Origin of the sequence: Bacteroides caccae, assembly GCF_002222615.2 — a bacterium.
Taxonomy (GTDB): domain Bacteria; phylum Bacteroidota; class Bacteroidia; order Bacteroidales; family Bacteroidaceae; genus Bacteroides; species Bacteroides caccae.
In genome coordinates this window covers 191,337-214,309 of record NZ_CP022412.2, presented here as the reverse complement: position 1 = coordinate 214,309, position 22,973 = coordinate 191,337, and the positions used below count along the sequence as shown (strand labels likewise).

Annotated in this window: 22 protein-coding genes and 1 tRNA gene; 21 read left to right on the top strand and 2 right to left on the bottom strand. The window is 39.9% G+C overall.

What is annotated here, in order from left to right:
* The first annotated feature begins 25 nt into the window (after positions 1-25).
* The 10 genes from CGC64_RS00935 (at position 26) to CGC64_RS00890 (ending at position 7,060) form a co-directional block, all read left to right on the top strand.
* Entirely contained in the window at positions 26-661 is a 636-nt protein-coding gene (locus CGC64_RS00935; RefSeq protein WP_005678231.1) for a recombinase family protein, read from the top strand.
* 574 nt (positions 662-1,235) lie between these two features.
* A complete protein-coding gene (locus tag CGC64_RS00930; protein WP_005678232.1) occupies positions 1,236-1,640 on the top strand; it encodes a lipocalin family protein in 405 nt (134 codons plus the stop codon).
* A 73-nt stretch (positions 1,641-1,713) separates the two neighbouring features.
* A complete protein-coding gene (locus CGC64_RS00925) occupies positions 1,714-2,145 on the top strand; it encodes a hypothetical protein (protein WP_005678234.1) in 432 nt (143 codons plus the stop codon).
* Complete coding sequence (locus CGC64_RS00920; protein WP_005678235.1) at positions 2,111-2,494, top strand: hypothetical protein; 384 nt, start codon at positions 2,111-2,113, stop codon at positions 2,492-2,494. Before CGC64_RS00925 ends, CGC64_RS00920 begins: the two co-directional genes overlap by 35 nt.
* A 125-nt stretch (positions 2,495-2,619) precedes the next feature.
* Entirely contained in the window at positions 2,620-2,772 is a 153-nt protein-coding gene (locus CGC64_RS18900; RefSeq protein ID WP_005678236.1) for a hypothetical protein, read from the top strand.
* A gap of 97 nt (positions 2,773-2,869) precedes the next feature.
* The gene (locus CGC64_RS00915; RefSeq protein ID WP_005678237.1) at positions 2,870-3,718 is read left to right on the top strand and encodes a hypothetical protein; all 849 of its coding nucleotides are present in this window, start codon (positions 2,870-2,872) and stop codon (positions 3,716-3,718) included.
* A 332-nt stretch (positions 3,719-4,050) separates the two neighbouring features.
* Positions 4,051-4,209, top strand: coding sequence for a hypothetical protein (locus CGC64_RS19040; RefSeq protein WP_229091551.1), 159 nt, complete (start codon positions 4,051-4,053; stop codon positions 4,207-4,209).
* Positions 4,210-4,243: 34 nt separating this feature from the next.
* Entirely contained in the window at positions 4,244-5,053 is an 810-nt protein-coding gene (locus tag CGC64_RS00900) for an ADP-ribosylglycohydrolase family protein (RefSeq protein WP_005678240.1), read from the top strand.
* A gap of 127 nt (positions 5,054-5,180) precedes the next feature.
* Positions 5,181-5,675 carry an HD domain-containing protein gene (locus CGC64_RS00895; protein ID WP_005682570.1) on the top strand — a complete coding sequence of 165 codons (495 nt, stop codon included), beginning with the start codon at positions 5,181-5,183 and terminating at the stop codon, positions 5,673-5,675.
* A 98-nt stretch (positions 5,676-5,773) separates the two neighbouring features.
* Positions 5,774-7,060: a hypothetical protein gene (locus CGC64_RS00890; RefSeq protein WP_005678243.1), complete on the top strand. Its 1,287-nt coding sequence runs from the start codon at positions 5,774-5,776 to the stop codon at positions 7,058-7,060.
* A gap of 251 nt (positions 7,061-7,311) precedes the next feature.
* On the opposite strand, the gene CGC64_RS00885 is transcribed toward CGC64_RS00890, so the two are convergent.
* Positions 7,312-7,385: transfer RNA gene (locus CGC64_RS00885), tRNA-Met, on the bottom strand.
* 224 nt (positions 7,386-7,609) lie between these two features.
* Between CGC64_RS00885 and CGC64_RS00880 the strand changes: the two genes are divergently transcribed.
* From CGC64_RS00880 to CGC64_RS00865, 4 genes are all read left to right on the top strand, one after another.
* Positions 7,610-7,996, top strand: a complete 387-nt coding sequence (locus CGC64_RS00880) for an START-like domain-containing protein (protein ID WP_005678244.1) — start codon at positions 7,610-7,612, stop codon at positions 7,994-7,996.
* 76 nt (positions 7,997-8,072) lie between these two features.
* Positions 8,073-9,971, top strand: a complete 1,899-nt coding sequence (locus CGC64_RS00875; RefSeq protein WP_032855298.1) for an LptF/LptG family permease — start codon at positions 8,073-8,075, stop codon at positions 9,969-9,971.
* 7 nt (positions 9,972-9,978) lie between these two features.
* The gene (locus CGC64_RS00870; protein ID WP_005682572.1) at positions 9,979-11,193 is read left to right on the top strand and encodes a bifunctional 3,4-dihydroxy-2-butanone-4-phosphate synthase/GTP cyclohydrolase II; all 1,215 of its coding nucleotides are present in this window, start codon (positions 9,979-9,981) and stop codon (positions 11,191-11,193) included.
* Between the two features lie 82 nt (positions 11,194-11,275).
* Positions 11,276-12,469, top strand: coding sequence for a pyridoxal phosphate-dependent aminotransferase (locus CGC64_RS00865; RefSeq protein WP_005682573.1), 1,194 nt, complete (start codon positions 11,276-11,278; stop codon positions 12,467-12,469).
* A gap of 145 nt (positions 12,470-12,614) precedes the next feature.
* Here CGC64_RS00865 and CGC64_RS00860 read toward each other — a convergent pair whose 3' ends face one another.
* Positions 12,615-12,785 carry a DUF362 domain-containing protein gene (locus CGC64_RS00860; protein WP_002559159.1) on the bottom strand — a complete coding sequence of 57 codons (171 nt, stop codon included), beginning with the start codon at positions 12,783-12,785 and terminating at the stop codon, positions 12,615-12,617.
* 180 nt (positions 12,786-12,965) lie between these two features.
* Between CGC64_RS00860 and metA the strand changes: the two genes are divergently transcribed.
* From metA to CGC64_RS00825, 7 genes are all read left to right on the top strand, one after another.
* The gene (gene metA / locus CGC64_RS00855) at positions 12,966-13,883 is read left to right on the top strand and encodes a homoserine O-acetyltransferase MetA (RefSeq protein ID WP_005678254.1); all 918 of its coding nucleotides are present in this window, start codon (positions 12,966-12,968) and stop codon (positions 13,881-13,883) included.
* On the top strand, positions 13,880-15,709 hold the full coding sequence (locus CGC64_RS00850; RefSeq protein WP_005678255.1) for a peptidase U32 family protein: 1,830 nt from the start codon (positions 13,880-13,882) through the stop codon (positions 15,707-15,709). Before metA ends, CGC64_RS00850 begins: the two co-directional genes overlap by 4 nt.
* Positions 15,706-16,788 (top strand): zinc ribbon domain-containing protein, encoded by a 1,083-nt coding sequence (locus CGC64_RS00845; protein ID WP_081447311.1) that lies wholly within the window; start codon positions 15,706-15,708, stop codon positions 16,786-16,788. The genes CGC64_RS00850 and CGC64_RS00845 overlap by 4 nt, the downstream gene beginning before the upstream one ends.
* Before the next feature lie 46 nt (positions 16,789-16,834).
* Entirely contained in the window at positions 16,835-17,335 is a 501-nt protein-coding gene (locus CGC64_RS00840) for a GNAT family N-acetyltransferase (RefSeq protein WP_005678257.1), read from the top strand.
* A 421-nt stretch (positions 17,336-17,756) separates the two neighbouring features.
* Positions 17,757-19,130 carry an MATE family efflux transporter gene (locus CGC64_RS00835; protein ID WP_005678258.1) on the top strand — a complete coding sequence of 458 codons (1,374 nt, stop codon included), beginning with the start codon at positions 17,757-17,759 and terminating at the stop codon, positions 19,128-19,130.
* A 137-nt stretch (positions 19,131-19,267) separates the two neighbouring features.
* Positions 19,268-21,223 carry a DUF3857 domain-containing protein gene (locus CGC64_RS00830; protein WP_005678259.1) on the top strand — a complete coding sequence of 652 codons (1,956 nt, stop codon included), beginning with the start codon at positions 19,268-19,270 and terminating at the stop codon, positions 21,221-21,223.
* Positions 21,224-21,229: 6 nt separating this feature from the next.
* Complete coding sequence (locus tag CGC64_RS00825) at positions 21,230-22,783, top strand: DUF3857 domain-containing protein (protein ID WP_005678260.1); 1,554 nt, start codon at positions 21,230-21,232, stop codon at positions 22,781-22,783.
* Positions 22,784-22,973: the final 190 nt, after the last annotated feature.

The following is a 22,973-nucleotide window of genomic DNA, read 5'->3' as shown; positions in this document are numbered from 1 at the left end:
GTTATCAATTTAATCAAAGAATAAAATGAAAACAGCCGTAATATACGCTCGTGTTTCATCAAGTAATGACAGACAGGACACGAGCAGACAAATAGAGGATTTAAAGAAATATGCTATCTCACAGGATATAGAAATTGTGAATATATTCCAGGAGCATATTTCAGGTGCAAAGAGAATTGAGGAAAGACAGATTTTAGGGGAATGTTTAGAATACTGTAAACGTGAATCTGTGAATATTCTACTTTTGTCTGAATTGTCAAGACTAGGGAGAAGTACATTACAGGTTCTTCGCTCTTTGGATATATTGCATGAATCGAAAGTATCGGTTTACATACAGAACTTGGGCTTATATACTTTGCAACCAAATGGGGAAGTTAATCCAATAGCGTCTATCATGGTGACAGTACTTGCAGAAATGGCAAATATCGAAAGAAGCAATATCCAATACCGTTTGAATAGTGGTAGAGCGAATTATATTGCCAAAGGTGGTAAACTTGGCAGAAAGACAGGTTCAACCAAAACGGATGATAAGAAAAAAGAAGAATATAAAGAAGTCATAGCTTTACTAAAGAAAGGCTATTCAATCAGAAATATAGCTAAGCTACAAAGTATTGGTATTTCCACCGTTCAACGGATAAAAAATCAGTTTATAAAGCCATAAGCATAAAATATCGGTAGGGTGGAAAAATTCAGAAATTTAGTTTTTATATGGGGAGTTTTGAATTTTTCCACTACCATAAATTTATAAAGCAGAAATAGCCCTCAACTTTTAATAAACAATAGTTCTTGCTATTACAAACGCTTTTCGTAACTTTGTACCAATTTCAGATACCTAATGTGTTGGGGCTGAAAGGACATATTAGTTAACGAAGAGCGTTTTAAATATTATCCTATCATGAAATCTGGACAATTTCACTTGCACGGGATAGTAGGCAAGAACGCTCACGTCAATGTTATATACCTATCTTGTTAAGATAGTCTATATATCGTTTGGCGTGGGCTATTGTTTATTATTGTGCAAGGGCAGTCCAGAGCCTCATGATGATAATATTCGATAGTTCCCACGCTTTTCTCATTGTGTAATACTATCCAAAGGGAACAGGGTAGATAAAACGATATATAACTACGAATCAGACATTAAGAAACAACTTTTGCTACTATCTTTTAAGTAGCCAACTCAATTTTGAGCAGCTTATACTACAAATTAAATTATTAACAAAAAGATTTTATAGAATATGAAGACATTTAGATTTTTTGCGACTTTATTGGTTATTGCTTTATGTGCAGGTTTTACTTCTTGTAGCGATGACGATGATGAAAATCCGTTAGTAGGTACTTGGGTGAATATAGAGAATAGAAACTCTGTGGAATATAAAGAAGTAATGACTATTAATTCAGACGGTACAGGTTCAAGTGCTAATTATACTAATGGGCAATTAGATAAAGACGGAGTAGACAATTTCAGATATACCTATGACGAAAATAGTAAGGTCTTTACTTGGATATGGGAAGAAGATAGCGACGGAGAGAGTGATGTTTATTCAATGCATGTTCGAGAACTGACAGGCTCTAAATTAGTTTTGGTTGATGATATAGATGAAGAAGGTGAAGGAGAGGTAATAACATACACAAAACAATAATAGGAATTAACGGCATAGTGCTAGTCTTATTAGGCTAGCATTTGCTTCCGTTTAATAAGAAATAGAATAGATTATGGCATATACAGTAAGAGATTTATCAAATGCTCAAAGGTTTGAGTATAAAGGATATGAAGTTTTTATGTATTGTGTTGAAGATAGCTTTTGGAGTGGAGAAAGGACTTATAAAGTTGATATAAGTATTAGCGACCATATTTATTATAGAATAGCAGAAGATATACAGATAGCTCGTTATCAACAGCAGAGACAAAGTTATTTTCCAACGGCTTATAATAGTGGGTACAATGGAACTTATGACATAATGAAGAAACTGAAAGAACGCATATTGTTTAGTTCTTCTTTTAATGTTATTGTGAAACGTAAATTTACTATACTGAAAGATAATGAGCCTTATGTTAGAGATGCAATGGGACAAATAAAATCTATCATTGATAGTAAGTTTGGTAATGTGTATGATAGATTTAAAAATATTCAAAATATTATTTGACATGACAAGGATTGGTTGGATTATTATAGGAATACTTGTTTATTTCCTGTTGGGTTGGATTTTAAAGGATATAGTTTTTTCTATCATCACAATCGAAAGTGATACTACAATGGGAGATATTTTGAAGTATGAGCAAATTGTTTACTCTGCTTTAACGGCTATTTACATTATTATAATGGATGTTGTGCAAGGAGACGAAAATGGAGACTCAGGACTTCCTATTATTTTAGTTATTGCTGCATATTTTGGAGCAAGGTTTCTACCTCTTTCAATGGGAAGCGTTATATTGTACAGTGTATTAAACATTTTGGCTATAATTTGGGGAGCTTGTGAATTGAAAAAATACTAAATAAGAAGAAGTCTAATGGAAGAGTTTTTAATGATAATATTAGCAGGAGCAGTAGGTGGTTTTATCTTTTCACTCATAGTTAAATCTGAAAACAAAAGAAAACATAACTGATAAAATAAAGATTTATGGGAGCAGTAATAGGAATTGTAATTTATGCAATAATAGCATATATTACTTGTCCACGTAAAGAAAATGGGAGTTTTGAAGAAGGAGCAGTAGCATTGTATATCATCGTTCCTGTTGTGGTTTTGGCGATTTATCTTATATGTAATAATTAGAAAAAAGTCCATGAGGAAAATTTTATATTGCATATTACCAATCTTCTTATGTTCTGTTTTATCTTGTGATAGGAAAAGACAACCAAGTGAACAGGATATGAAAGATTCGTTAGCAGCAGCTAACTTTATGAAATGTGCAAAGTTTTTGTATAATACTTTGTTTGATGATGAGCTTAAATGCTTTAAACCACGTATTTTTATAAAGTACAGGCAACCTGTAAATGGCTTTGATGTAACTGTTATGTGTTTGCCGTATAACTATACTTATGATAAAGAGAGGGAGACTGAAATATGGGGAAATGCACTACTGTATTTTGAAAAGGAAGATAACAGATTCTATATTTACAATGAAAGCTTTTCTGACAGTGTTCTTTATTATGTAAACGAACAAGAAGTTAGAGATAACATGATATTAGAATTGGATTATTTACCTAAATCAACAAAGGAGTATTTGAGTCATAACTCACCATTCTTTTTCTCTGATGTGGATTTTGACGGAGAAGAAGAATTAATTATCAATAACTGGAGATGTGGTACAAGACATTGCAATACCTATGATGTTTACAAGATAACCAATAATGAAGTGAAGCAACTGACAGAAGCGCCATTTGTTAATCCAACAGGAAAAATCAGCAATTATAATTCAGATTTTGATTCTGTAAATAAAACTATAACAATACACAAAAGAACAGGAAGTGCTTACTATGGTGGTTACTATAAATATAGCTTAGTTAAAAGAGTGGATTTGAATAGTTATGATAGGCTTAGTAAATGTAATGAATTAGAACTGATAGAGGCTAAAATCATAGATTATGATAGAAATACTTCAACTTGTTCATTTAGACGGTATAAAAGGATAAAAGATAGGTTACAGAAAATAGGAGAAGGTAAGTATGATAACGTTTCTGAATATGATACCATTGATATAAATAAGATTCATAAATAAAATATATCAAATATCAAGAAAGATATTACAGAACATAGTTGTATCATTGAAGGCAATACTAAGGGTGGTAGATGTTTTTATAGTAAAGCTATTTGTAAAAAGGCTTATGAACGTGATATTATTGTAACAGTGAAGTTGGAATATACTGATTCAAAAAAGGAAGAAGCGAGAGCTATTATCTGTTTATATAATAATGATAAGATTATTACTAAAGAATTACATTAATATATTATTTGAAAATGATTATTGGAATAGTGCTTATTATAGGTGTACTTTTATGTTTCAATGGCAAAAAGAAGTATAACACGGATTTAGAAACTATAAATCCACCGATGACTAAGAAAGAAAGGAAAGCATTAATGTTTTATCGTAAAACAAAATGTAATTGGGGTGGTGATTATAGTGATGAAGAAATGGATGGCGCAATAGAACAGATAAGTGACAAAGAGTATATAGAGTATTTAAGAAGTATATCGAAATCCAAAGATTAATTCTTATCTTTATTCCAACTTAATTTTAGTAATAATGAATACTGATATATTGATAGGTACAATAGCAGGAGATATAATAGGTTCTTACTATGAGTTTGTCCCAATAAAGTCTATAGACTTCTCGTTATTCAATGGTTCTTCGTCACACTTTACTGATGATACTATAATGACTATCGCTAATGCTGATTGGCTATTAACTAGCGATAGTTTATTAGGTATTATGCAGGATTATGGTAATCGTTATCCTAGTAGTTATGGAAATATGTTCTACGAATGGTTAAAAGCAGATAATCCCCAACCTTACAATAGTTGGGGAAATGGTTCTGCTATGCGTGTTAGTCCTGTTGGTTGGGCTTTTAATACTTTAGAGGAGACTTTAGAAGCTGCCAAACAAAGTGCAGAAGTCACACATAATCATCCAGAAGGAATTAAAGGTGCACAAGCAACAGCAGCTTGTATATACTTGGCTCGTACAGGTAAATCTAAACAGAAAATTAAAGAGTATATTGAAACTATATTTGGATATAATCTTAGTAGAACCTGTGACGAAATAAGACCTACTTACTACTTCAATGAGAGTTGTCAAGGTACAGTTCCAGAATCTATTATCGCTTTCTTGGAGAGTACAGATTATGAAAGTGCTATTCGACTTACTATTTCTTTAGGTGGTGATGCTGATACAATGGGGGCTATCACTGGTGGAATAGCAGAAGCATATTATAAAGAGATACCTCAATACATAAGGGAAGAAGTATTGAAAAGACTACCAAACGAATTTATTGATATAATGCAGAGATTTTATGAGATGTTTGTAGATAAAAGAATAATAAAGAACAGCATTTGAAGAAATTCAAATAGTGTACAATCTAACTAACGATACGGAATTAGAACATACTTATATGTTTAAGTGGTTTCATAGAAGAAAGGATAATCATAGTAAGCATCTTTCAGAGTTTAAAGAAAGGTTGGTTATGCAAGAGTTAGCTTCTTTAGATATAGAAGCAATCAAACAATTTGCTTTAAAAGATTGGGAACTTGGGGAAACTCATGGTTTACCACATTGGCAAAGAGTGGAACGTAATGGAATAATACTTGCCACATCAGAAGTAAATATTACGGTTGTTAGGTTGTTTGCTTATCTGCATGATAAATGCAGAATAGATAATGGTTGTGACATTGAACATGGAAAAAAAGCCGCTATTATGATTAATGGGATTAGGCACACATTACTAAAAGGACTAACCGATAATGAATTTGAGTTATTGTCTAAGGCTTGTGAACTTCATACTACAACATTGCGAACAGGTAACTCAACTATTGATACTTGCTTTGATGCAGACAGATTAGATTTAGAACGAGTTGGTATAATACCATATCCAAATAAAATGGCTACTTCAAAGGGAGAATATTATGCGAAGAATCTTAGTGAATTTTATGATTTAGCAGTTTTATTAACTATGGAATAATGAAAAGGTATCTTAGAACATTAAAGAACAGCATTTGAAGAAATTCATTTGCTGTTTTTTATTACATTTGTAGGATTGTAAAACTTAACATCTGACATATGAATATCTATTTAGTAAACGTGAATGGTTTTTCGCGATTAGCATTAGAAAAGTTGGCTAATCATCTTAATATTGATGAAATTATTGATGCTCGAATGAATTGTAGTAGACTATATCTACAAAAATACTATCAAAAATCTTTTCTTGGCGTACGTTACATTATAAAAATGGCTAATTCTACTTATAAGGAAGGATATCCATTGGAATATAGAAAAACAGTAAAGGAAACAGAGTATAGTAGAGAAATCGGTAGATATTGTTCGTTGTCTAATGAAGTTGTGGGAGTTGATAAGTTGGCTGGATTTATATTGAAACATTATTTTCTGATTCAGAAATACGGATTAACTGACTATGTTACACCTGAGTTGCAAGCATCTTATACTATGGGGAGTATTAATAGCTTATCTTCTTATTTGGTGAATAAATGTACTAATATTTCGGAAATAATAGCTGATTATAAACATAAAAATAAGAGAGTGGATAGGCTTACATCATTAAAATCGTTTAAAGAATTGTTGGGAATTTTAAAGGGGAATATTTTGTCTATGGCTGCTGCAAGAGATTCTTTGGGGATAGAACAATTGCATCATTGGTTAGAGGGACAGAAAATGTTTCAGATGCCTCCATTAGAAAACTATATGGAAATGAATCAGTCTCTAATTGAAGAATGGAAAGAAGAAAATGAGTGGTCACCATGTTCTTTAGAAGCATATATTAGAGGTAAGATTACTGAATTTGTTTCTTTTGCCAAAATGAACCCAGAAGAAACTCATTTTTTTGATGTTAATAATATAGCCGTATTTTATAATAATCCAGATTATGAGAATATCTTTAAAGAGCTTTTTACTCCTATTGATTACGAGTATGAGCTTTGTTGTAATAAAATAAAAAAAGAACATATACATGATGAAGGTTGGGCAACTAGTATGGAGGCAGAAAGTATCTTTGAGGATTTGTATGAGGATATGTGTTATGATAAGGAGGATTTGGATGAATATCGATATATAAATTTGCAAAATTTTGATATGAGTGACTATATTCAAATAGAACTGGATTGTTGTGAAGATGCGAAGGAAAGGGAAAATTTAGAAATGAAAATGAAGAAATGGGAAAAATGGAAAGAGAAACAGATGTGGCGTGTAAATGTTGACGAGGGGGTATGGGTAAAAGATGAGAAAGAAAGAGAAAAAATGATACAGGAAATAAAACAATCAGAGAAAGAATATGAGGAATTTTGGTATGACCCGTTTTGTCAAAGTGATTGTGATGACTGTGAATTTGACTAGTAATTAGATAGTGATGATAGTTCTTGTGAAAAAACTAGTTATTTTTTTCTTAAACCTATTTTTATAGACTTTTTTTCCAAGAAAAGATAGATTATTCGTATTTTTGCGATGATAACTTAATGTCAAATCAGAACAGGTAATTAGGAAGTCGTTAATTAGCGTCACCTATGGCGTCACCTGCCACCAATTGATGTATAAAAGAAAAAGGCACCCAGAAGTGGAAGCCTCCCAAATGCCTTATTCTTATCAAGTAGCGGGACCCGGGATTGAACCGGGGACCTCATGATTATGAATCATGCGCTCTAACCAGCTGAGCTATCCCGCCATCGTTTCTCGATTGCGGGTGCAAAGATAGATGTTTTTCTATAAACTCCAAAACAAATCACAACTTTTTTGTGTTTTTTCTTTAAGAAGGTTTTTAATTTTCTCTATAAACAGGGAGTTTGAGACTTGAAAATGAAAGAATAATTAAATAAAGTGTAGGATTTATGCCATGTATTTAGAAAAAAGTATTTATCTTGGCACACGTAAAAACAATTCGAAATTGCTATGAAAAAGGAAAAAATTCATTTGGAGTATTTGCTGAATGCGACATCTAAAAATATTCTTTGGGCAGCCATTAGTACACCTACCGGGTTGGAGGACTGGTTTGCAGACAAAGTGATATCCGATGATAAGATTGTAGAGTTTCATTGGGGAAAGACTGAGCAGAGAAAGGCTGAAATTACGGCGATACGTTCTTTCTCTTTTATCCGCTTCCGTTGGGAGGATGACGAGAACGAGCGCGATTATTTTGAAATTAAGATGACTTATAATGAGTTGACAAGTGACTACGTATTAGAAATCACTGATTTTGCGGAGCCGGATGAAGTGGATGATATGAAAGAATTGTGGGAGTCGCAAGTGGCTAAATTAAGAAGAACTTGTGGTTTTTAGTTAACTTTCAACTAAAAATTTTCGATGCTCCTTTTTTTGTGCTAATTTTGCGTCTTAAATGCACGAACCTATTAAGATGCTACGCATAAAGAAATTAGATATATTCATCGTAAAGAGCTTCATGATGCTCTTTGTGGGCACATTCTTCATTTGTCTGTTCATTTTTATGATGCAGTTCCTGTGGAGATATGTGGACGAATTGGTCGGAAAGGGATTGGAGATGAGCGTAATGGCTCAGTTCTTCTTTTATTCCGCATTGACATTGGTGCCAGTATCGTTGCCGTTGGCGGTGCTACTGGCTTCTTTGATTACTTTCGGTAACTTCGGCGAACGATACGAGTTACTCGCAATGAAGGCTGCGGGTATTTCCCTGCTCAAAATTATGCGTCCGCTTGTTTTTTTTGTCTGTGGTTTGGTGGGCATTTCTTTCTATTTTCAGAATGTGGTAGGTCCCATTGCCCAAGCCAAACTGGGAACCCTGATTCTTTCTATGAAACAAAAATCTCCGGAATTGGATATTCCGGAAGGAGTTTTCTATTCCGAAATTCCCGATTATAATCTGAAAATTGCCAAGAAAAACCGGAAAACGGGTATGTTGTATGATGTGCTTATCTATGATCTGAAAGAAGGGTTTGAGAAAGCACGTGTTATTTATGCAGATTCCGGACGTCTGGAAATGACTGCGGACAAACAGCATCTTTGGTTGCATCTATATAGCGGAGACTTATTCGAGAATTTGAAAGCACAGAGTATGAAATCTCAGAATGTGCCTTACCGCCGTGAGTCGTTCAGGGAGAAGCACACGATTATTGAGTTTGACTCCGATTTTAATATGGTTGACGGTGATATCATGGGGCGGCAATCCAGTGCTAAGGATATGGCGCAATTGCAAAGTTCCATTGACTCTATGAAAGTACTAGGAGATAGTATCGGAAGACAGTATTATAAGGAAGTGGCCGAAGGAAATTTCCGTGCGTCTTACGGATTGACAAAAGAAGACACCGCCAAAATAGAAAAGGCGGATATTCAGGAATACAATGTGGATAGTCTTTATGAAGTGTCGCCTTTAATGCAAAAACAAAAGGTGATATCTTCCGCTGTTAGCCGTGCGGAAAACATGGCTAGCGATTTGACTTTCAAGAGCTATACGATGGAGACTAATGACTACGCTATCCGGAAACATAAGACGGAGTGGCATAAGAAGATAACGATTTCCCTTTCTTGTCTGTTGTTCTTCTTTATCGGGGCTCCGTTGGGAGGTATTATCCGTAAGGGAGGCTTGGGAATGCCTGTCATTGTATCGGTATTGGTATTTATCATCTATTATATCATTGACAATACGGGATATAAAATGGCACGTGACGGTAAATGGATCGTGTGGATGGGGATGTGGACAAGTAGTGCCGTGCTTGCTCCATTAGGCATCTTTCTGACTTATAAATCCAATAAGGATTCTGTGGTGTTGAATGCCGATGCGTATATTAACTGGTTTAAAAAGGTTTGGGGAATCCGCAGTGTACGTCATCTATTTAAGAAAGAAGTTATTATAAATGATCCTGATTATGAGCGTATCCCTAGTGATTTGGAATCGCTCACAGCAGAGTGTAGGGCATATATTACCAAAAATCGTTTGACAAAAGCACCGAATTACTTCAAATTGTGGATGTCTACTGAGAAGGATGATGAGGTAATGGCTATCAATGAAAAACTGGAGGTATTGGTGGAAGAAATGTCTAACACTAAGTCGGCCACTTTGATAGGAGCATTAAACAATTATCCGGTCATTCCCGTTTCTGCTCATATACGTCCGTTCCATATCTATTGGCTGAATTTGGTAGCCGGGATTATTTTTCCTGTCGGGCTATTTTTCTATTTCCGTATCTGGGCATTCCGCATTCGTCTGGATAAAGACATGGAACGGATTATAAAAAACAATGAACAAGTTCAATTCATCATACAGAAAATTAATAAATAAGAGTGTTATGGAAGAAATTAAAATGGATAGAATAGAAGATGCGATTGCTGACTTCAAAGAAGGCAAGTTTGTTATAGTAGTAGATGATGAAGACCGCGAAAATGAGGGTGACCTGATTATTGCCGCTGAAAAAATAACTCCCGAGAAAGTTAACTTTATGTTGAAACACGCACGTGGAGTACTTTGCGCACCTGTCACAGTATCCCGTTGCAAGGAACTGGATTTGCCGCATCAGGTGAGCGACAATACTTCTGTATTGGGAACTCCTTTTACGGTTACGATTGATAAGTTGGAAGGCTGTTCAACGGGAGTGTCTGCTGCTGACCGTGCCGCTACGATTCAGGCATTGGCTGATCCTGCTTCTACACCGGCCACTTTCGGACGTCCCGGACATATCAATCCGTTGTACGCACAGGAAAAAGGAGTACTTCGCCGTGCCGGACATACAGAGGCAACGGTTGACATGGCACGTTTGGCCGGCCTTTATCCGGCAGGTGCTCTAATGGAAATCATGAGCGATGACGGCACAATGGCCCGTCTTCCCGAACTTCGCGCAATGGCGGACGAACACGGATTGAAACTGATTTCTATTCACGACCTGATAGTCTACCGTCTGAAGCAGGAATCAATTGTAGAAAAAGGGGTAGAAGTAAATATGCCTACCGAACACGGAGCGTTCCGTCTGATCCCTTTCCGTCAGAAATCGAACGGATTGGAACACATGGCTATATTTAAAGGTACATGGAATGAAGATGAACCGATCTTGGTGCGTGTCCATTCGTCCTGTGCTACCGGAGATATTCTCGGTTCACAGCGCTGTGATTGTGGTGAGCAGTTGCATAAAGCAATGGAGATGATTGAAAAAGAAGGAAAAGGTGTCGTTGTTTATCTGAACCAGGAAGGTCGTGGTATCGGTTTAATGGAAAAGATGAAAGCTTATAAACTTCAAGAAGACGGCATGGATACCGTTGACGCTAATATTTGCTTGGGACACCTTGCTGATGAGCGCGATTATGGAGTAGGTGCGCAGATTCTTCGCGAACTGGGGGTACATAAGATGAGACTTTTGACAAATAATCCGGTGAAACGTGTAGGGCTGGAAGCCTATGGATTGGAAATAGTAGAAAATGTACCTGTTGAAACAGTTCCTAACCCGTATAATGAACGATACTTGAGAACAAAGAAAGAAAGAATGGGGCATACATTACATTTTAATAAGTAAATTGCCATTTCGTTTTCATATATCAAATATAATCGCTTATTTTGCAGCGAATTTCACTCAACAACAATAAAATAGATACAAAATGAATCAATTATCAGATCGTTTGAACAGCTTGTCGCCCTCGGCGACGCTTGCCATGTCGCAAAAGAGCAATGAGCTTAAGGCACAAGGCGTTGATGTTATTAACTTAAGTGTAGGAGAACCGGATTTCAATACTCCTGACCACATCAAGGAAGCTGCTAAAAAAGCCGTTGATGATAACTTTTCTCGTTATTCTCCGGTACCGGGTTATCCGGCTTTGCGCAATGCTATTGTTGAGAAACTGAAAAAAGAGAACGGTCTGGAATATACAGCTGCTCAGATTTCATGTGCGAATGGTGCAAAACAATCAGTTTGTAACGCAATCCTCGTACTGGTTAATCCGGGTGACGAAGTAATTGTGCCGGCTCCTTATTGGGTGAGTTATCCTGAAATGGTGAAACTGGCGGAAGGTACTCCCGTGATTGTTTCTGCCGGCATCGAACAGGATTTCAAAATTACACCGGAACAATTGGAAGCTGCTATTACTCCGAAGACAAAGGCATTGATTCTTTGCTCTCCGTCGAATCCGACAGGGTCTGTATATAGTAAGGAAGAATTGGCAGGACTGGCTGCTGTATTGGCAAAACATCCTCAGGTGATAGTGCTTGCTGACGAGATTTACGAACATATCAATTATATCGGTGCACACCAGAGCATTGCACAGTTCCCGGAAATGAAGGAACGTACAGTGATTGTGAACGGTGTATCCAAGGCTTATGCCATGACAGGCTGGAGAATAGGTTTCATCGCCGGTCCGGAATGGATTGTAAAAGCTTGCAATAAGTTGCAGGGACAATACACTTCAGGTCCTTGTTCCGTATCTCAAAAAGCAGCTGAGGCAGCCTATACAGGTACGCAGGAACCGGTGAAAGAAATGCAGAAAGCTTTCGAACGTCGTCGTGACCTGATTGTGAAGTTGGCTAAGGAAGTTCCGGGATTTGAAGTGAACGTGCCGCAAGGTGCTTTTTACCTGTTCCCGAAATGTAGCTACTTCTTTGGAAAGAGCAACGGTAAACGTAAGATTGAAAATTCGGACGACTTGGCAATGTACTTGCTTGAAGATGCTCACGTGGCTTGTGTAGGCGGTACTTCATTCGGTGCTCCTGAATGTATCCGTATGAGCTATGCTACAAGTGACGAAAACATTGTAGAAGCTATTCGCCGTATTAAAGAAGCGTTGGCTAAGTTGAAATAAGACTCATAGCTTAAAAAGATAAGGGCGCGATTTGCATTATGTAATTCGCGCCCTGTTTATTTAATTATTTCGTAAATCATCCGGTGCCGGAAAATAAAAAAGGCCGCCTTCCGTGGAAAGCAGCCTATACTTTTTGTAGATTGTATTATTCAGCCGGGTGAATTGCTTCAGACGGACAAACATCTGCACAAGTACCACAGTCAGTACATACATCCGGGTTGATAGAATAGATATCACCTTCAGAGATAGCTTCTACCGGACACTCGTCGATACAAGTTCCGCAAGCAATACAATCGTCACTAATTACGTAAGCCATTTTTCTAAGATTTAAATTATTAGTACTAATTTCTCCGGCAAAAATAAGGCTTTTATTGATTAGTTGTTATGCTTCTATGATTAAATTGACTTAATTTGTACGTCTTCTAAATAAGCAACATCCCTAATATCTGCTATATTTTTCGTATTTTTGCAGCCAAATTACTAATATATAGCGATTATGCCTTTAAATTTACCCGACAAACTCCCTGCGATAGAGCTATTGAAGGAAGAAAATATTTTCGTGATTGACACTTCCCGTGCTACGCAACAGGACATCCGTCCGTTGAGGATTGTAGTTCTGAACCTGATGCCGTTGAAGATTACGACAGAAACAGACTTGGTGCGGCTGCTTTCGAATACACCTCTTCAGGTAGAGATCTCCTTTATGAAGATCAAGAGCCATACCTCCAAGAATACGCCGATAGAGCACATGAAAACGTTCTATACCGATTTCGACCAGATGCGTCACGAGAAGTACGATGGTATGATTATTACCGGTGCTCCTGTGGAACAGATGGATTTCGAGGAGGTGACTTATTGGGATGAGATTACCGAAATCTTTGATTGGGCACGTACGCACATCACATCCACCTTATATATATGTTGGGCTGCGCAAGCCGGATTGTATCATCATTACGGTGTGCCCAAATATCCGTTGGAGAAGAAGATGTTCGGTATTTTCGAGCACCGGGTACTACAACCTTTCCATTCTATCTTCCGTGGTTTCGACGATTGCTTCTATGTGCCGCATAGCCGTCATACAGAGGTGAGGAGAGAAGATATTCTGAAAGTTCCGGAGCTGACTTTGCTTTCCGAATCGAAAGATGCAGGCGTATATATGGTAATGGCTCGCGGCGGACGTGAATTTTTCGTGACCGGACATTCGGAGTATTCTCCGCTGACACTGGATACCGAATACCGTCGTGATCGGGATAAAGGCTTGCCAATAGAAATACCTCGTAATTATTACGTAGACGATGATCCCGATAAAGGCCCCTTGGTACGTTGGCGTGCTCATGCCAACTTGTTGTTCTCCAACTGGCTGAACTATTTTGTTTATCAGGAAACGCCTTACAACATTAATGATATTGAATGATAAAGCAGCGTAAGATAGAACTTCTGGCTCCCGCAAAAAACTTGGAGTGCGGAATTGAAGCCATAAATCATGGGGCGGACGCCGTATATATCGGTGCACCCAAATTCGGTGCCCGTGCAGCGGCTGTAAACTCTTTGGAAGATATTGAAGCACTGGTAAAACATGCCCATTTGTATAATGCCCGCATTTATGTTACTGTCAATACGATTCTGAAAGAAGAAGAATTGCAGGAGACGGAAGAGATGATTCATGCTTTGTACCGGATAGGTGTGGATGCATTGATTGTGCAGGATATGGGGATTACGCAGTTGAATCTTCCGCCGATACCGCTTCATGCCAGTACGCAAATGGATAATCGCACGCCGGAGAAGGTTAAGTTTTTGAAGGAGGCCGGTTTCCGTCAGGTGGTTCTGGCTCGGGAATTATCGTTGCGTGAGATAAAAAAGATACATGATACTTGCCCGGAAGTTCCTTTGGAAGTATTTGTACATGGGGCTCTTTGTGTCAGTTATAGCGGGCAGTGCTATGTCAGCCAGGCTTGTTTCGGGCGTAGCGCCAACCGGGGAGAGTGTGCGCAGTTTTGCCGTTTGCCTTTCAGTCTGGTAGATTCGGATGGGAAAGTGATGGTCAAGGATAAACACCTGCTCTCATTAAAAGACTTGAACCAGAGTGATGAGTTAGAACAGTTGTTGGATGCGGGAGCTTCCTCATTTAAGATAGAAGGCCGGTTGAAAGATGTATCTTACGTGAAGAACGTCACGGCTACTTATCGGCAGAAACTGGATGCTATCTTTGCCCGTCGTCAGGAATATGTACGGGCCTCTTCAGGGACTTGCCGCTTTGACTTCCGGCCGCAACTCGACAAGAGTTTCAGTCGGGGATTTACCCATTATTTTCTGCATGGCCGTGATAAGGAAATCTTCTCTTTCGATACACCGAAATCTTTGGGAGAAGAAATGGGCACGATGAAAGAGGCACGTGGAAACTATTTGACTGTTGCCGGATTGAAATCATTCAATAACGGCGACGGTGTCTGCTATATTGACGAGCAAGGGCGTTTGCAGGGCTTCCGTATCAATCGTGTCGACGGCAACAAGCTCTATCCGCAGGAAATGCCGCAAATCAAGCCGCGCACCAGACTTTACCGTAACTTTGACCAGGAATTTGAACGTATACTTTCCCGTAAGTCGGCCGAAAGAAAGCTGTCCGTAAGTATATTACTGGCCGATAATAACTTCGGCTTTTCTCTGACACTGACAGATGAAGATGATAATAGTGTGACACTTTCTCTTCCCCGTGAAAAGGAACTGGCACGGACGCCGCAAACGGATCATTTGAGGACTCAGCTTGCCAAACTGGGCAATACGCCTTTCGAAGCGGAGAAGATAGAAATCTCCTTTGCAGATAACTGGTTCCTGCCGTCTTCCGTATTGGCAGATTTCCGTCGTCAGGCAGTGGAAAAACTGATAGCTGCCCGCCGGATTAATTATCATCAGGAACGCGCTGTATGGAAACCGACCAACCATGCTTTTCCGCAAACCGCATTGACGTATTTGGGAAATGTGATGAATACCCGTGCCGCCTCTTTTTATCAGGAACATGGCGTACAACAGATTGCCGGGGCTTATGAAAAAGAACGGGTGGAAGATGCGGTACTGATGTTCTGCAAACATTGTTTGCGGTATAGTATGGGTTGGTGTCCCATTCATCAACGCGTGCGGTCGCCTTATAGAGAACCCTATTTCCTGGTGTCGAATGACGGAAAGCGGTTCCGTCTTGAGTTCGATTGCAAGAATTGTCAAATGAAAGTAAAAGCAGCGCAATGAGAATGAACCACCGCAGAATGATTCGTTACAGACGACACAGAGGATATGGAGCTTCTGCCCTTTCTTTTGTAACTGCCTGTTGGAATGGCTTGTGGAAGGAGACACTTTTCTCTGTATCCTCCGTGTCCTCTGTGGTGAGTTTGCTGTTGTGCTTGTTTTTTCTTTCGTCCTGCCATTATGCCCGCCCCAATCTTTCTTCCGAAGAAATGCCGCAAAAAACGAAGGACTCTTTGAATTACCTTTATGAACGGCACTATACATGGAATACGAATCTGGAGTTAACGGCAGATTCCATTTTGTTGGAGTGCCTGCCTATCAAGGATACGTACATAAATCTTTATCGGGGAGATCGTGTGGTAGTGGCCGAGTTTGCCGTACATCCTGCCGATAGTGTAGATAGCGTTTGGGTGAAGCTGGCACATACGCAGGATGAACAGGGGTGGATACGCGAAGTGGAGTTGAAACGATCTTTTGTCCCTACGGATAGTATTTCTCAGGCCATTCATTTGTTTAGTGATACGCACGCCTCCTATTTCGTGGTTATCTTTGCACTTTTTGTCGGTGTCTATCTACTTCGTGCCTTCCGTCGGAAGCAGTTGCAAATGGTGTATTTCAATGATATTGACAGTGTTTATCCGTTATTCCTGTGTCTGCTAATGGCCTTCAGTGCAACGGTTTATGAATCAATGCAGGTGTTTGTGCCGGACACATGGGAGCATTTCTATTTCAATCCTACTTTGTCGCCTTTTAAAGTTCCTTTTATTCTTTCAGTCTTTTTGTTGAGTATCTGGCTGTTCGTGATAGTCTCTCTGGCAGTGCTTGACGATTTATTCCGGCAGTTGACCCCCGCAGCGGCAATCTTTTATCTGCTGGGACTGATGTCCTGTTGTATATTCTGCTATTTCTTCTTTATTTTAATGGCGCATATATACATAGGTTATTTATTCCTCATCCTTTTTATTCTTGTTTTTGTAAAGAAAGTATATTGGAATAGTCGTTATAAATATTGTTGCGGGCATTGCGGGGAGAAGTTGAAAGAAAAAGGTGTCTGCCCCCATTGCGGAGCAATCAACGAATAATTCTATTGCTGACTTATCGTATTCTTTTAAATAACTTTTTTAAGTGATGAAAATCAGAGCTACCGAACTAAAAGATCTTCCTAGAGTCATGGAGATATATGATTATTCCCGTGCCTTTATGCGTACAAACGGAAATGTAACTCAATGGATTGGCGGCTATCCGTCCGAAGCGTTGATTCGTCAGGAAATAGAAGACGGCCATAGCTTTGTCTGTATGGACGGTCAGGGGGAAATCTTGGGAACTTTTTGTTTTATTTTAGGTGAAGATCCTACCTACCAGCATATTTATGAAGGGAACTGGCTCAATGACGAACCGTATGGCGTGATCCACCGTTTAGCAACAAACGGTAAACGGAAAGGAGTATCAGATGCCTGCCTGAACTGGTGTTTTGAACAATGGGGCAATATTCGTGTCGATACACATCAGGACAATAAAGTGATGCAGCATATTCTGACAAAATACGGCTTTCAGCGCTGCGGCATTATTTATGTGAAGAACGGAACAGAACGTATTGCTTATCAGAAAAAACTTATTAAACAGTTATAATAGACATAAGTCTATGGATGAGAAAATGTTTCCAAACGTTGAAACTCGGTTTTCAAGGCTGGAAACTGGAGTTTCTCTATAGGGAAACTAGAGTTTCTGCGTATGGAAACTAAAGTTTCTAAGCGTTGAAACTGAAGTTTCTAACTATGGAAACGCCAAGAAACTTATGGCTTTGTACTTCTTAGTGAGTAGGAATAACTTTCCGTAGCTATGCCGACAGCCACATAATATCTGTTGCGGGTGGTAGATCGATGCTATACTTTTCAGCTTTATGGTACAGCTTCTCGGGCAGATATTTTAGCTCATTTTGAATACAAAAAAGAATCGATAGAGTACAAAAAGTATTTTATCCTTCTACTTTAAACCGGGAAGCTTGTTTTTCTTGTAACTTTGCAGCCAATTTAAGAAAAAGAAGCGTAGAATGATAAATAAATACGAAGAACGGCTGGGGACGGAACGTATGTTGCCGCTCATCTTTAAAATGGCACTTCCCGCAGTAGCTGCGCAGTTCGTCAATCTGCTTTATAGCATTGTCGATCGTGTATATATCGGACATATTCCGGGCATCGGAACCGATGCGCTTGCCGGTGTCGGAGTGACTACTTCCCTCATTATTTTGATTTCCTCTTTTTCTGCGATTGTCGGTGGCGGTGGTGCGCCGTTAGCCGCCATTGCGCTCGGGCAGGGAGATCGTGTGCGTGCCGGTAAAATATTGGGAAATGGTTTCGTCCTTCTGATATTATTTACCTTGCTTACGTCTTTTATCGCATATACATTTATGGAACCCATTCTCCTTTTCACGGGAGCTTCGGCGAATACATTGGAGTATGCCGTGGATTATCTTTCCATTTATCTGCTGGGTACTATATTTGTAGAAATATCGACAGGACTGAACAGCTTTATTAATGCACAAGGGCGTCCTGCCATTGCTATGTTTTCCGTTCTGATCGGTGCTTTGCTGAATATTATCCTTGACCCTATCTTCATCTTTGGGTTTAATATGGGCGTGAAAGGAGCAGCTTTGGCCACAGTGCTTTCACAGGCTTGCAGTGCGGCCTGGGTACTGACTTTCCTTTTTTCCAAACGCGCCTCTCTGCCTTTGGAGAAACCTTATATGAAACTGGACAGAAAAATAATCCTTTCCATATTGGCTTTGGGAGTTTCTCCGTTCATTATGGCGAGCACGGAGAGCTTGGTCGGGTTTGTGCTTAATAGCAGCCTGAAAGAGTTCGGAGACATCTACATCAGTGCATTGACAATTCTGCAGAGTGCGATGCAGTTTGCCAGTGTACCACTGACCGGATTCGCACAGGGATTTGTTCCGATAATAAGCTATAACTATGGGCACGGCGATAAGCAGCGTGTAAAAGAATGCTTCCGTATTGTGCTGATAACCATGTTCTCTTTCAACCTGTTATTAATGCTTTTCATGATTCTGTTTCCTTCAACGGTAGCTTCCGCGTTTACGAGTGACGAAAGACTGATTGAAACAGTCCGTTGGACGATGCCTGTATTTTTGGGCGGTATGACTATTTTCGGATTGCAGCGTGCCTGCCAGAATATGTTTGTAGCGTTAGGACAGGCTCGGATTTCTATTTTCATTGCTTTGTTGCGTAAGGCAATACTGTTGATTCCGCTGGCATTGATATTGCCGCATTTTATGGGAGTGACAGGTGTATATGCGGCTGAAGCTATATCCGACGCGACAGCGGCGATATGTTGTACGTTGTTGTTCTTTTGGCAATTTCCCAAGATATTGGGAAAGATTCAGGGGAATACACTACGCACGAGTTAATTTCTGTTTCTGCTGGATGTGATATTCGGCGAACGCCCTGATTACACATGACGCGATAAGTAATATCGGAGATAAACTTCGCATACTCAAAGATTTTATTTACATTTGTTCTTATAAATAAAATGTAAGTAAAAAACATGAGAAAACAACTATCAGTTACATTAGCTTGTTTCCTTCTTACTTCGGCTACGGCGCTCGCTCAAAGCTGGAAATCTTATGAAAATACTGCGAAGGGAAAGACTTATGAAACATCCGATTACGTGACATTGCTGGATAGCACGTTGGTATCTGTCCAACCTACCGGGCAAGGCTCGTTTGCTGTGTGTAAAGTGATTAAAGTACAGACTCCGAGAGGGGCAGTGGCTAACCGGGTAATTAAATACGATTATGACCCTCTGACCGCCTATGCCGAGTTTAAGCGTGTAACCGTCTATCGTGCCAATGGCAAGGTTGACGAACTGGATGTAAAGAAAACCTGTGATTATGCTGCTCCTGCCCGGGCTATTTACTGGGGAGCGAGACAAATAATGCTCGAAATCGGCGCTTTGCAACCCGGTGATGTTGTGGATTATGAGATAGCCAAGAAGGGGTTCACTTATGCGTTGCTTGGAGCCGGTGATGAAGACGATTCTCGTTTTATCCCGCCTATGCGCGGGCAATTTTATGATATTGTTCCTTTCTGGAGCGCTGCCCCCACCGTGCGTAAAGTTTATAAAGTAGCTGTTCCTATGGAGAAAGAACTGCAATTCCAGTTCTATCAGGGGGAATGTGCTTCGTCCATGCGTTATGAAAATAATAGCAAGGTATACACTTTTGCCATGGATAATGTAATGCCTTTCGGCAGAGAGCCGAATATGGTGGATCTTTTCGATGCAGCTCCCAAATTGATGATGTCTTCCACTCCTCAATGGAAAGACAAATCTTTGTGGTTCAACAAAGTGAATGAAGACTATGGTAGTTTTGCCCCACTGCCCGAAGCGCAGAAAAAAGTGGATGAACTGATAAAAGGCAAGAAGACCGAAATGGAAAAGATTGCCGTGCTGACTCATTGGGTGGCTGATAATATCCGTTATGCCGGTATATCCATGGGAAAAGGAGAGGGCTTTACACTTCACAATACCAAGATGAACTATACCGACCGTTGCGGAGTCTGTAAAGACATAGCGGGTACACTGATTTCTTTCCTGCGCATGGCCGGTTTCGAAGCCTATCCGGCTATGACAATGGCGGGTAGCCGTGTGGAAAGCATTCCTGCCGACCATTTTAATCACTGTGTGGCAGTGGTGAAGTTGAGCAACGGAACATACATGCCACTCGATCCTACCTGGGTTCCTTTCTGTCGCGAACTATGGAGCAGTGCCGAACAGCAGCAGAACTATCTGCCGGGTGTGCCCGAAGGTTCTGATTTGTGTATCACTCCGGTTTCAGCTCCCGAAAATCATTATGTGCGTATCAAAGCCGATAACCGCTTGGATGCAGACGGTACTTTGCGCGGTACTTTCACTCTTACCGCCGAGGGGCAGAGTGACAGTAATATCCGCCGTATCTTTACTACCGGATTCCGGAGCGAATGGAAAAATACAATGGAAAGCCAGCTTTTAGCCATATCTCCCAAAGCTAAATTGCTGAGCGTAGACTACGGCAAGAATCCTAAAGACTATCAGGCAGCACCTATTAAAATCACTTTCCGTTATGAAATACCGGACTATGCATTGAAAGGTGAGAAGGAGATGTTCTTCCGTCCGTTGGTGATGAATAACCTTTATAATCAGGTACGCTCTTATTTGCGTATCGATACTTCACTGAAAGAGCGTAAGTATGGTTTTAAAGATGGATGTTCGCGTTTGGTTGAACTGGATGAAACGATTCAACTTCCGGCAGGATACAAGCTGGCGAATGCCGATAAGAATGAGACAATGCAAGGTACGGGAGCCGATTTTGAAGGTTCATTGGCGCAGCAAGGAAACAAAGTGCTGCTTCACAACAAACTGGCTTTGAAGAAACGTGTTTATGAGGCTGCTGATTGGGATAGTTTCCGTAATGCTGTGAATGCGCACAAAGCGTATGGTGAATATTTAGTGATTAAAAAGTAGAGCAGAATGAAAAATATGCATTATTATATAGTTACGCTGGTGGTACTCTTATTTATGGTAGCTCCGGCAAAAGCGGCATCCGAAGCCGAATTCGGGAAATTGCACAAAACGTACATCTTGCATACTGACGGTAGCCAGGAGATGCGTGTACAAAAGGAACTGACATTGTTTACCCATACGGCAATGAATCGTCTGTATGGCGAAAGTTTTATTGTTTACAATCCGGAGTTTCAAGAATTGAAGATTCACGAATCGTATACTCGTCAGAAAGATGGCAATATCGTTAAGACGCCCGAAAACGCGTTTGTTGAGGTACTTCCTTCTGCTGCAGCCGATGCTCCGGCATATAATGGTCTGAAAGAAATGGTTGTAGTCCATACCGGATTGGAGCTGGGAGCTACTATTTATCTGGATTACTCGGTTATTACCCGTCCGGGTTATCTTCCCGAACTGGATGTGTGCGAGCAGATAGAGGAATTATCTCCTATCAGGGAGTATGTGCTTTCGGTATCGGTACCCGAAAACAAACCTTTGCATTATGAGTTATTGAATGGAAAAGCTGTTCCGGTGGTGAAAACAGCGGGTGGTGTAAAGACTGTGACCTGGGCGTTGAAGAATGTGCAACCTCGTCCTAGTATGCTTGCTGTTTCTTTGCCGGCAGGTAACGTACAGGCTATTGTGGCTTCTACGTATGCTTCAAAAGCCGATGCGTTGAAAGTGATTAAACGGCAATTTGAAAGTAACGACAAAGAAGTTTCTGAACTGGCAAAGAGGCTGACTGCCAATACACAAAGTTCGGAGCAAAAAACGAAACAACTCACTGCTTACGTGCAAGGATTAGGAAACTGCCGTTTGTCATTGTCACAAACCGGGTATCGTTTGCGTCCGGTTGCCGAAGTGATTCGTTCGGCTTATGGAACGGAAGCGGAGAAAGCGGCTTTGCTGGCTGCTTTGCAACAGGCAAGCGGCATTCAGGCCGAAGTAAAGGCTGTCTTTCCTAAAACAGAAGATAAGGATGCGGCAGGACTCGCTGCTGTCAGCAGACTGTTTGTTGCTGATAATGCTATTGCCGATATACAGGATTTTGTATCTGTTGTCAACATGGACGCCCGGCCGGTGACTTTGGAAGGAGTTTCCCATGTTATTTCGCAAACCGACACATTACGAGTGACGGCAGAAGCCGGAAAAACTTTGGAAGCAGGTTACCGGAAATTTGAACTGCCACAGGCGCGGAATGGTTGGGCTGCTTATGAAGGACGTTCAACAGTTGTAAATACGACTCGCCCGGTTAATCTGTTATTGAGATATTTACCTGATGAAACTTATACTTGTATTGTGAAAGTTGCTGACGGGATGAGGCCGGTAGTGCTGCCGACTGATAAGAAGATTGATAATCCGGTAGGTACCGTAGGAGTTACAGTGAAAAAAGCGGCAAAGGAGATAAAGATTGTCCGTACCTTGAAACTGAAAAAGCAATTGATAACTCCGGCCGAATATCCGGCATACTATCGTTTGATGTCGGAATGGTTGGATACCGGTGAAAGCGTTTTGTTATTTTAATCTGTCTTCTGCTGTTTTATAGGCGATGAAGCAGCAGAAGACTTCGATACGCTGCTCGGTAAAGTGGAATATGGGGAGTGTTTTCAAAGTTCCTTTTGATATGAGGAAGGAACGAAATGTTAAAATATACCTAGGGGTGTGGGGACAGACGCTCCTGCGGTGTATTTATATTATAGAGAAGCATTAAATC

Coding starts and splice junctions, on each gene's coding strand:
- CGC64_RS00935 (WP_005678231.1), top strand. CDS start 26: ATGAAAACAGCCGTAATATACGCTCGTGTTTCATCAAGTAATGACAGA.
- CGC64_RS00930 (WP_005678232.1), top strand. CDS start 1,236: ATGAAGACATTTAGATTTTTTGCGACTTTATTGGTTATTGCTTTATGT.
- CGC64_RS00925 (WP_005678234.1), top strand. CDS start 1,714: ATGGCATATACAGTAAGAGATTTATCAAATGCTCAAAGGTTTGAGTAT.
- CGC64_RS00920 (WP_005678235.1), top strand. CDS start 2,111: ATGATAGATTTAAAAATATTCAAAATATTATTTGACATGACAAGGATT.
- CGC64_RS18900 (WP_005678236.1), top strand. CDS start 2,620: ATGGGAGCAGTAATAGGAATTGTAATTTATGCAATAATAGCATATATT.
- CGC64_RS00915 (WP_005678237.1), top strand. CDS start 2,870: ATGAAAGATTCGTTAGCAGCAGCTAACTTTATGAAATGTGCAAAGTTT.
- CGC64_RS19040 (WP_229091551.1), top strand. CDS start 4,051: ATGACTAAGAAAGAAAGGAAAGCATTAATGTTTTATCGTAAAACAAAA.
- CGC64_RS00900 (WP_005678240.1), top strand. CDS start 4,244: ATGAATACTGATATATTGATAGGTACAATAGCAGGAGATATAATAGGT.
- CGC64_RS00895 (WP_005682570.1), top strand. CDS start 5,181: ATGCAAGAGTTAGCTTCTTTAGATATAGAAGCAATCAAACAATTTGCT.
- CGC64_RS00890 (WP_005678243.1), top strand. CDS start 5,774: ATGAATATCTATTTAGTAAACGTGAATGGTTTTTCGCGATTAGCATTA.
- CGC64_RS00880 (WP_005678244.1), top strand. CDS start 7,610: ATGAAAAAGGAAAAAATTCATTTGGAGTATTTGCTGAATGCGACATCT.
- CGC64_RS00875 (WP_032855298.1), top strand. CDS start 8,073: ATGCTACGCATAAAGAAATTAGATATATTCATCGTAAAGAGCTTCATG.
- CGC64_RS00870 (WP_005682572.1), top strand. CDS start 9,979: ATGGAAGAAATTAAAATGGATAGAATAGAAGATGCGATTGCTGACTTC.
- CGC64_RS00865 (WP_005682573.1), top strand. CDS start 11,276: ATGAATCAATTATCAGATCGTTTGAACAGCTTGTCGCCCTCGGCGACG.
- CGC64_RS00860 (WP_002559159.1), bottom strand. CDS start 12,785: ATGGCTTACGTAATTAGTGACGATTGTATTGCTTGCGGAACTTGTATC.
- metA (WP_005678254.1), top strand. CDS start 12,966: ATGCCTTTAAATTTACCCGACAAACTCCCTGCGATAGAGCTATTGAAG.
- CGC64_RS00850 (WP_005678255.1), top strand. CDS start 13,880: ATGATAAAGCAGCGTAAGATAGAACTTCTGGCTCCCGCAAAAAACTTG.
- CGC64_RS00845 (WP_081447311.1), top strand. CDS start 15,706: ATGAGAATGAACCACCGCAGAATGATTCGTTACAGACGACACAGAGGA.
- CGC64_RS00840 (WP_005678257.1), top strand. CDS start 16,835: ATGAAAATCAGAGCTACCGAACTAAAAGATCTTCCTAGAGTCATGGAG.
- CGC64_RS00835 (WP_005678258.1), top strand. CDS start 17,757: ATGATAAATAAATACGAAGAACGGCTGGGGACGGAACGTATGTTGCCG.
- CGC64_RS00830 (WP_005678259.1), top strand. CDS start 19,268: ATGAGAAAACAACTATCAGTTACATTAGCTTGTTTCCTTCTTACTTCG.
- CGC64_RS00825 (WP_005678260.1), top strand. CDS start 21,230: ATGAAAAATATGCATTATTATATAGTTACGCTGGTGGTACTCTTATTT.